We start from the raw sequence: 9,270 nt of genomic DNA on the forward strand, positions 1-9,270 counted from the left end.
GGAGAAAGCAAAATGTGTGAAAATAAAAAATCATCTTTAATTATATTAAATATAAATGGTGAGCAGTTTATTTTGGAAAGTGATACAGAACTCACAAGGGATAAGAAAAATTATATTGAAGCAATATGTGAGACAATGTACGATGAAAGTAATGAATGGTATGATGATATATACGATATGTCCCCATATGATATAGCTGAATTATTTGAAAAAACAGTAAAAGAAGAAATAGGAATAACTGTTACATTTAAAGCGATAGACCTTGAAGTATCGATTTTAGAAGACTAAAAATAATAAGCTAAAATTAAATAACAACAGTTTGATTACAAGATTATAAATTAATAATAGACAAAAGAATTTTTGATATATTTTTTATGTGTATAACTAAGGAGGTAATATATGAGATGTTGTAAAAGTCCTAAAAAGGTTTCAATTAGCATTAAACACGAACCTGTACCAATGAAAGATATTCAAGAACTATTTTTATCGTTATCATTCTTGTTATGGTATTCTCCAGAAGTAAAAACTTCTAGGCAGAGTTTATCGAATCCAATAATATTTAATAAAACTTATGAAGATATTGTTATGGAATTTATACAGAATGGTTTAAAAATGGATTCAGATGATATATTTTTTTATGATCAATCTAAATTACCAATAGATATTATTTCTGAATATATTGACAGTTATGAGGGAGGTAACCCTAAATTTAAAGATATATGTGTAAATTGTCAAAAAATTTATATAGCAGATACTAAAAACCTTTCTAAACCAGTAAAGTTTTTAAGTCATATGAGGAATATTTTAGCTCATGGAAATTTTAATATTGTAAATGGTTTGATCATTGGCTATGACAAAAATCCAAGGGATAATAAAATTAATACAATAATAAAATTATATCCTACAGAATTATATAAATCATTAAATTATATAGATCCATCTAATCACTTTGGTATTACTTTAGAAAAAGTTTTGCAGGCTGGCTTTGAAAAATTAGGTTATGAAGTTATTGCTGGAGATTCAAATTATCGATATGACTTTATTTTGAGCAAAGATAGTTTTTACTATTTTATTGATTTGAAATACGTTTCAAAGATAGCAAACATAAAAAGAATGATTCGATTAGAGGAAGCTAGACCTTCTAGTACAGACAAATATAAAGTAATTAAATTAATAGAATTAAAAGGAGAAGATGTGTTTCCAAACATGGCTAAAAGTAAAATGAAAATTGAAGAAATAAATAATAAAATATATATTTATCCTGGAATATTAGCAGAACTGTATAAGGGAGTAGATATAATAGAGAAGTATGGACTAATGAAATATGGGAATACATTAAGATAAAAATATTATTTGGGCGATAGAAATTAAAAACTCTATCGTCTTTTTTTATACTCAAAATCAGGAGGTTAAAATGGTAAGGATAAGAAGTCCTACTTAAAACAATTTAATATATTAGACATTTAGCGATTGAATTCAAAGTTCAGTCGCTTTTTTAATTGAAATTTTTAGATTAAGGAGAAGAAATTAATGGATAGAGAAATGATAAATATTAATGCAAATTTAGTTAAGGAAGCTGAATTTTCAGAATTTGAAAAAGATGGAGAAAATGTTCAAGTAGCAAATTTTGCTCTTGTTAAAAAATATGGAAAGGGCAAAGAATATACAAATTGCTCAGTATATGGAGAAAAGGTAGAAATTGTAAAAGAATTTGAAAAAGGAGATCTAATCCATGTCTTTGGATATTTCAAAGAAAATAAAAAAGGAGATAAGGTCTACAAGAATTTTATAGTTAAATCACTAAACAAAATAGAAAATAAGAAAGAAAACGAGGAGGAATAATATGGAATTTTTTACAGCTGGAGTTGGAGTTTTAAAAACACTTGTAACTGCAATTGGTGCAGGTTTAGGAGCATGGGGAGTTATTAACTTGATGGAAGGTTATGGTAATGATAACCCTGGTGCTAAATCTCAAGGTATTAAGCAGCTTATGGCTGGTGGAGGAATTGTACTAATCGGTATTAAATTAATTCCACTACTTGCAAATGCTTTAAATTAGGAGAAAGTCTATGTTTGGTATCTTTGACAAGCTAACTGAATTTTTTAAGGATATGCTACTCGGAGGTATCAAAGCAAATCTTGAGTCCATGTTCTTAGATATAAATGACAAGGTAGGAGTTATTGCAACTGATGTTGGGAAAACACCAATGGGTTGGAATGGAGAAGTGTATAACTTCATAAAAAACATTAATGATAATGTGATCGTTCCAATAGCAGGTCTTATCATAACAGCAGTATTATGTATTGAACTCATAAATATGGTTATGCAAAAGAATAATATGCATGATACAGATACTTTTGAGTTTTTCAAATACATTATAAAGATGTTTATAGCAGTCTACCTTGCAAGCCATGCCTTTGAATTTTCAATGGCAGTCTTTGATGTGGCACAAAATCTTGTAAACAAAGCGGCAGGGGTAATCACTACTTCTGCCACTGTTTCAGGAGATCAGATAGTTGCAATGGTTGATACATTAAAAGAAAAAGAAATAGGTGAGCTTTTAATGATATTAGTTGAAACAAGTCTAGTGAGGATTGCAATTCAATGTATATCTTTAACTATTACCTTAATAGTATATGGGCGTATGTTTGAAATATATGTCTACTCATCAGTATCATCCATACCATTTGCGACTATGGGAAATAAAGAATGGGGTCAGATTGGAACAAATTATATCAAGGGACTTTTTGCCTTGGGACTACAAGGTTTGTTTTTGATGGTATGTTTAGGTATCTACACCGTTTTAATAAGAACGGTACAGGTTACAGATATTCACACAAGCTTGTTTAGTATATTAGGATATGCTCTACTACTTGGACTTATGATGTTTAAGAGTGGAACAGTTGCAAAAAGTATTATGAATACGCACTAGGAGGAATAAATGTTAAAAAAGAAAAATTGTACTTTATTGGGACTTGGAATTTTATTGGGAGGAACTTATGAAATCTTAAAAGAGAAAAAAAGAAATGAAGAGATTAGAAGCTTAAAGAGAAGAATAAACAGACTCGGAAGATGTCACAATGAATTTGTTATGTATCAAGGAGAATACAATGACAGAAATGAAGAAAAACAAGAAGAATTAGAAGAAAGAATTAGCTACCTAGAAGAAGAAACAACATCTAATTATGACCATATACTTGAACTTTCCAAAGAAGAAGTAGAGGGAGATTAAAATGGCGTATGTACCAATACCAAAAGATTTGGACAAGATAAAAACAAAGGTTGCCTTTAACTTAACGAAAAGACAACTTATAGGTTTTTCCGTGGCAGGACTAATTGGCATACCAACCTATATATTTATGAAGAAATATCTACCTAATGATGTTTCTATCATTGTAATGTTAATAGTAACCCTGCCAATCTTTTTTATAACCTTATATGAAAAAGATACCTTAACTTTTGAAAAATATTTTAGATTTTTCTATCTTCATAAGTTTTATCAACCAACTAAGAGAATAAGAAAGGAGGCATACCTTGAAGCAAAGAAAAAAGCAAATCAGCGACTTAAATCTAAGGGAAAAACAATTAAAAAAAGACCGAAAGGAAGTAAGAAGGCTAAAAACAAAGAAAGAACCAACAAATAGTCTTCTAAGTGTACTTCTAAAGAAAGAGAAAAAGAGATTTACTGTTGAGGATACTATTCCATATATAAGAATGTTACCAGAGGGCATATGCCAGTTAGATGAAAAAAATTATTCAAAGACAATTTCATTTCAAGATATAAATTACCAGTTGGCATTGGAAGAAGATAGAGATTTAATCTTTAACCAATTTGCCAACTTTTTAAATTCTTTTGATCCAAGTGTCCACGTTGAACTTTCATATGTAAATCAATTAGGAAGAAATAGAGACCTACAAGATGCAATTAAAATTGCTGATAAGGGAGACTTTTATGACGATGTAAGAAAAGAGTTTAGGGAGATGTTAAAGCTTCAACTTGCAAAGGGAAATAACGGACTTAAAAAGATGAAGTATATAACCTTTACAACAGAAGCCGATAACCTAGAGCAAGCAAGGGCAAAGTTAAATAGACTTGAAGTAGATATTTTATCTAACTTTAAATCTATGGGAGTAAGAGCAGAGAGTCTTGATGGCGAAGAAAGACTAAGACTTGTTCATGATATGTTAAATCCAGACAAGAACTTTGATTTTTCATATAAAGATTTGAAGAAAAACGAGTCTACAAAGTCACATATAACTCCCAATATCTTTAATTTTGCACCAGCAAATAATTTTAAATTTGGGAAATTCATTGGAGCAGTAAGCCATTTTCAAATACTTGCAAGCGAGTTATCAGACAGAATGTTATCTGAGTTTTTAGATATAGATGACAATATTTATGTAGCTTTTCATATAGATGTAGTTGAACAAGCAGAAGCTATTAAACTCATTAAAAGAAAAAACACAGACCTGGACAGAATGAAAATTGAAGAACAAAAGAAAGCAGTTCGTGCTGGATATGATATGGATATTATTCCTTCAGATATAAATACTTTTGGGGCTGATGTTAAGTCCATGTTATCTGACTTACAGAATAGAGATGAAAGGCTCTTTGTAGTTACCATAGTAATGATGAATTTTGCTAGGACTAATCAAAAATTAGAAAACACTGTTGCTCAAATCTCATCAATTGCAAACAGACATAATTGTCAGGTAAAAAGATTATCTCATCAACAAGAGCAAGGACTTGTTTCTGTCTTACCTCTAGGACTTAATCAAGTTGAAATAAAAAGATTTTTAACTTCATCATCAACGGCAGTTTTTATGCCTTTTACAACAGAAGAGCTATTTATTGATTCGGCAAATTCTTTGTATTATGGCTTAAATGCCCTTAGCCAAAACTTGATTATGGCAGATAGGAAGAAACTCAAGAACCCTAACGGTCTAATATTAGGAACACCAGGTTCTGGTAAATCTTTCTCGGCAAAGAGAGAGATGGCAAATGCAATTCTTGTAACAGACGATGATGTAATTATTTGTGATCCTGAAGGCGAGTATTCAAACCTTGTAAAACAATTTAATGGAGAAGTTATTAAAGTTTCAGCAAAGTCAAAGGACTATCTAAATCCACTAGATATAAATATGAACTATGGAGATGGGGACGCACCTTTAAAGGATAAGGCAAACTTCATAATGTCTATGCTTGAACTTGTAGTAGGAGGATCTGGTCTTACTGCTGCAGAAAAATCTGTTATAGACAGGTGCTTACCAAAGATATATCAAAAATATTTTGAAGACCCAAAACCAGAAAATATGCCTATATTAGGAGATTTATACGATATGCTCCTATCTCAAGAAGAGGGAGTTGGTAGGAAGCTCGCAACAGAAATGGAAATTTATGTTAAGGGAAGTCTTAACGTATTTAATAATAGGTCAAATGTTGACTTAAATAGGCAACTGCTCTGTTTTGATATAAAAGAGCTAGGAACACAACTTAAAAAAATAGGTATGCTTGTAATTCAAGACCAAGTTTGGAACAAGGTTTCCCTAAATAGAGGAAGCAAGTCTACAAGATACTATATAGATGAGTTCCACCTTTTATTAAAAGACACACAAACTGCTTCATATTCAGTAGAAATCTGGAAAAGATTTAGAAAATGGGGAGGTATTCCAACAGGTATAACTCAAAACGTAAAAGACCTTTTAACAAGTCAGGAAATTGAAAATATCTTTGATAATACAGACTTTGTTCTAATGTTAAATCAAGCGTCTGGGGATAGAGATATTCTTGCTAAGAAATTAAAAATATCGCCTTATCAGTTAAACTATATTACTAATTCAAATGCAGGTGAGGGACTATTATTCTTTGGAAATACTATTGTTCCATTTATAGATAAATTCCCTAAAGATACCATGTTATATAAGTTAATGACAACAAAACCAGAAGAAGCTAAGTAGGTGTGATATGGATAAAAAACTAAAAAAAGATTTTCAAAAGAAAATTATACGAAATAGGGACGCTCCTGAAAAGAATATGGATAGTAAACTTGTTCATTCAGATGATTATACCAATAAGATTATTAAGACTAAGGATAAGTTCGGAGATAAAATTTCAGAAAAAGAATCTAAACTTATCCATGAGAATATATTATCTAAAAATCAAAAACAAGATAAACTAAAAGATTTTCAGAAGTCTAAAAACAAGGAAAGAATTAGAAAAGAAGTTTTAGAAAATAAGGATAAGGTTAAAGAAACAAAACAAGCTAATTTTGAAATAAAGACAGATGAAAGCTTTAAACTTGGTGAAGACTTAGATGTAGACTTCAAAAAGGTAAATTTTGATAGTGAAAACAGTAGAAATATTAATTCTAATAAACTAACAACAGATGATATTTCAGCTAAGGCTCAACCAACAAGCAATAAGAAGGCATCAAGTAAAAGACAAGTTCTTAAAAATTATGAGGAAAAACTTATCCATAGTAAGGATAAATTCCAAGACAAAATCAACGAGAAAGAGTCTAAACGAATCCACACAAGTGAAGATAAACCTATTGAAGCGAAGAAGAGTAAGAGAATATATAGAAAAGATAAGCTTGTTAAAGATGAAGTAAGTAAGAACGAAAATAATTCTATCATCGATAAAAAGCAAAAGCAGAAGCTTTATCAAGAAAAGAAGTTTCGAGATAAGGAAAAAATTTCTAAAGAAATAGATAAAGAAAATAAGCTAAGCCAAGTTGATACAGATAAAACATTTGATAATCCTGAGTTTAAAGACAATAATCTTGAATTTATAAAAGATGAAAAGGAAACAAGCCTTAAACCTTCAGAACAAAAGAAAGTTAATAAAAAGAAGACTTACTACAAAAGAAAAAATTATGAAAGTGATAAACTCACTCGAAAGAAAATCGATGACTTAAAAAATGAATCTAAGAAAGTTACAACGAAAGATTCTAAGAAATCACATGATGTTAAAGACTTTATCTCAGATAAAAAGATTGGAGAGCTTGAAAAGTCTAAAAGCAAGCTAAAGGATAATATCTTAAAGAATAAAACTAAAGGAAGTCTATCTTCTGGGGTTTTATTATCTGGAGCTAAGTCTTCAGAATTAGTGAGAGATTATTTAAGTTCAGGATCTGACAATACTGGTGTAGAATCTGGAGAAAAAGTCGCTAATGTAAGCTCTAAGCTTCAGCATGGAATAAGGAAGTATAAGTTAGACAAAAAGAAAAAGTCCTTAAAAAAGCTATCTAAACTTGATAAGAAAATAAAAAAGAGAAAAAGCAAGTTGGAGTTTAAAAGTGGCTTGGAAGATTTAAAAAAGTCAGACGCCTATATAAAGAAAAATAGATTTAAGAAGTTTTATCAGAGAAAACAAATGAAAAGCATGATAGCTAAAAAGCACGAAACAAGACTTGTAGATAGAGTTAAAAAATCTATTTTAAGTTTAGGTAAGGCTTCTAAAGAGATAATAGCAAGAAAAAGCAAGATGGTTCTATTTCTAGTAATAGGGCTAGGTCTTATGCTATCAATCATGATTGGTGGTGGTAGTGTTGGTATGAGTGGACTAAGCAATTCAGTAAACTCAGTAATGACAACAACATACCTATCACAAGACACAGTTCTAAATGAAGTAAATCAAGAATTTTCATCAATGGAATATGACCTACAATCACAAATCGAAAGTGTAAAAACAAGTCATCCTGGATATGACGAATATATTATAAATAAAGAAGGAGAAATTGGTCATAATACCCATGAACTTTTATCCTATATAACTTCAAGATGTGGAGAAGTAAAATCAGCGTCTGAAGTAAAAGGAATTTTAAAAGAGCTTTTTGACAAGATGTATAAGCTTGATTTTAAAGAAGAAATTGAAATTAGAACAAGAACAGTAGCAAGAACTAGATATGATAGTCGTGGTAATCCTTATACTAGCTATGAAAAAGAAGAGTACGAATATAAAAAGTTAATTGTAACTTTAAAGAAAAGAGAAATGGATGAAGTTATTAGGGAAATATTTAAAGATTATCCAGACAATGTAGTTCATTATGAAGCTCTTCTTGAAGCTAAGGGGAATATGGGAGATGTTTTTGGATCAGGCAACGGGGACTTAGGAGAAATAGTAGACAATCCAAACTTTGGAAATCCTGGTCTTGCTTTTGATTCAGCTACTGCCAAAGCCTTATTTAATGAAGCAGAAAAACATATAGGCAAAAGATATGTGTTTGGAGCAAGTGGACCATCTAACTTTGACTGCTCAGGATTTGTATGTTGGTCATTTACTAAGTCTGGTGTAAAGAGAATGCCAAGAACAACTGCATGGAGAATATACAAAGACTATTGCAATCCAGTAAGTCCAAGTGAAGCTCAACCTGGAGATATTATATTTTTCCACTCAACATATAACAGTGGAACACCAATATCTCATGTAGGCATATATGCAGGTAACGGAATGATGATTCACGCAGGAGATCCAATTCAATACACATCAATAAATTCAAAATATTGGAAATCACACTTTTATGGTTTTGGAAGACCAAGATAGAAGGGAGATATTATGTGAACAGAAAACTTATAAGTATTAGAAACAAAAAGAAAAAAATAGAAGAGAAATTAAAAGATTTAAATGCAAAATACAAGGAAATTTGCGATGAAGAAATACAAGTTGAAAATGAAGAAATAATTGTAACTCTTAGGAGGAACAATATTAGCTTGGAAGAATTAATGGAGAAAATCAATGATAGAAAAAGAGAAGAAAAATTAAAAGAAAAGGAGAACATTCATAATGAAGAAATTTAATACGAACAGACTAAGAGCCTTTTTTATGGCTCTTTTATTAGTTTTAACATCAACTTCAACTACTAATGTACTAGCTAAAGCTGATGATACAGATGGTAGTAAAAAAGTGATAGAAAGTTCTATAAGTAATATTAATGATTTAGAAGATCAAATTAAAAACTTAAATGAAAAGAAACAAGAAGACCAATCAAAGATAGATGAATTAAAGAAAAAGCTAGAATCTTGCAAAGATAATGGAGAAAAACTAAAACAAGAAAAATCTAAGTTAGAAGAAGAGATTAGAGATAAAGATAATAAGATTGGTAAATTAGATAAAGAGATCGAGGATCTTAAAAACTCCAATAATGATGAACTAATAGCAGAAATTACTCAGCTTAAAGATGAATTAAAAAGATTACAAGATGAAAATGCAAAACTAAAAGAAGATTATTCATCTACAAAATGGGAGTTAGAAGCTGAGAAAGAAAAGA

At 30.1% G+C, this 9,270-nt stretch carries 10 protein-coding genes and 1 pseudogene; all 11 read left to right on the forward strand.

What is annotated here, in order from left to right:
* The first annotated feature begins 12 nt into the window (after window positions 1-12).
* On the forward strand, window positions 13-288 hold the full coding sequence (locus tag ABDJ34_RS09700; RefSeq protein WP_004817462.1) for a hypothetical protein: 276 nt from the start codon (window positions 13-15) through the stop codon (window positions 286-288).
* Window positions 289-399: 111 nt separating this feature from the next.
* Entirely contained in the window at window positions 400-1,344 is a 945-nt protein-coding gene (locus ABDJ34_RS09705; protein ID WP_004817469.1) for a hypothetical protein, read from the forward strand.
* Between the two features lie 186 nt (window positions 1,345-1,530).
* The gene (locus ABDJ34_RS09710; RefSeq protein WP_002842311.1) at window positions 1,531-1,842 is read left to right on the forward strand and encodes a single-stranded DNA-binding protein; all 312 of its coding nucleotides are present in this window, start codon (window positions 1,531-1,533) and stop codon (window positions 1,840-1,842) included.
* A 1-nt stretch (window position 1,843) separates the two neighbouring features.
* The gene (locus ABDJ34_RS09715; RefSeq protein ID WP_000394204.1) at window positions 1,844-2,059 is read left to right on the forward strand and encodes a Maff2 family mobile element protein; all 216 of its coding nucleotides are present in this window, start codon (window positions 1,844-1,846) and stop codon (window positions 2,057-2,059) included.
* A 10-nt stretch (window positions 2,060-2,069) separates the two neighbouring features.
* On the forward strand, window positions 2,070-2,933 hold the full coding sequence (locus ABDJ34_RS09720; protein WP_127245015.1) for a VirB6/TrbL-like conjugal transfer protein, CD1112 family: 864 nt from the start codon (window positions 2,070-2,072) through the stop codon (window positions 2,931-2,933).
* Window positions 2,934-2,942: 9 nt separating this feature from the next.
* Window positions 2,943-3,233 carry a hypothetical protein gene (locus tag ABDJ34_RS09725; protein ID WP_017771943.1) on the forward strand — a complete coding sequence of 97 codons (291 nt, stop codon included), beginning with the start codon at window positions 2,943-2,945 and terminating at the stop codon, window positions 3,231-3,233.
* 1 nt (window position 3,234) lies between these two features.
* Window positions 3,235-3,645 carry a PrgI family protein gene (locus ABDJ34_RS09730; RefSeq protein WP_172092873.1) on the forward strand — a complete coding sequence of 137 codons (411 nt, stop codon included), beginning with the start codon at window positions 3,235-3,237 and terminating at the stop codon, window positions 3,643-3,645.
* Complete coding sequence (locus ABDJ34_RS09735; protein WP_412702212.1) at window positions 3,536-5,959, forward strand: VirB4-like conjugal transfer ATPase, CD1110 family; 2,424 nt, start codon at window positions 3,536-3,538, stop codon at window positions 5,957-5,959. The genes ABDJ34_RS09730 and ABDJ34_RS09735 overlap by 110 nt, the downstream gene beginning before the upstream one ends.
* 7 nt (window positions 5,960-5,966) lie before the next feature.
* Entirely contained in the window at window positions 5,967-8,546 is a 2,580-nt protein-coding gene (locus ABDJ34_RS09740; RefSeq protein WP_412702213.1) for a C40 family peptidase, read from the forward strand.
* A gap of 14 nt (window positions 8,547-8,560) precedes the next feature.
* A complete protein-coding gene (locus ABDJ34_RS09745) occupies window positions 8,561-8,800 on the forward strand; it encodes a hypothetical protein (RefSeq protein ID WP_001080402.1) in 240 nt (79 codons plus the stop codon).
* Window positions 8,787-9,270 (forward strand): annotated as a pseudogene (locus ABDJ34_RS09750) (stalk domain-containing protein); the annotation flags it as partial. The gene ABDJ34_RS09745 and the pseudogene ABDJ34_RS09750, both read left to right, overlap by 14 nt.

The organism is Finegoldia dalianensis (assembly GCF_046255015.1).
Taxonomy (GTDB): Bacteria; Bacillota; Clostridia; order Tissierellales; family Peptoniphilaceae; genus Finegoldia; species Finegoldia magna.

Coding starts and splice junctions, on each gene's coding strand:
- ABDJ34_RS09700 (WP_004817462.1), top strand. CDS start 13: ATGTGTGAAAATAAAAAATCATCTTTAATTATATTAAATATAAATGGT.
- ABDJ34_RS09740 (WP_412702213.1), top strand. CDS start 5,967: ATGGATAAAAAACTAAAAAAAGATTTTCAAAAGAAAATTATACGAAAT.
- ABDJ34_RS09710 (WP_002842311.1), top strand. CDS start 1,531: ATGGATAGAGAAATGATAAATATTAATGCAAATTTAGTTAAGGAAGCT.
- ABDJ34_RS09730 (WP_172092873.1), top strand. CDS start 3,235: ATGGCGTATGTACCAATACCAAAAGATTTGGACAAGATAAAAACAAAG.
- ABDJ34_RS09705 (WP_004817469.1), top strand. CDS start 400: ATGAGATGTTGTAAAAGTCCTAAAAAGGTTTCAATTAGCATTAAACAC.
- ABDJ34_RS09720 (WP_127245015.1), top strand. CDS start 2,070: ATGTTTGGTATCTTTGACAAGCTAACTGAATTTTTTAAGGATATGCTA.
- ABDJ34_RS09725 (WP_017771943.1), top strand. CDS start 2,943: ATGTTAAAAAAGAAAAATTGTACTTTATTGGGACTTGGAATTTTATTG.
- ABDJ34_RS09715 (WP_000394204.1), top strand. CDS start 1,844: ATGGAATTTTTTACAGCTGGAGTTGGAGTTTTAAAAACACTTGTAACT.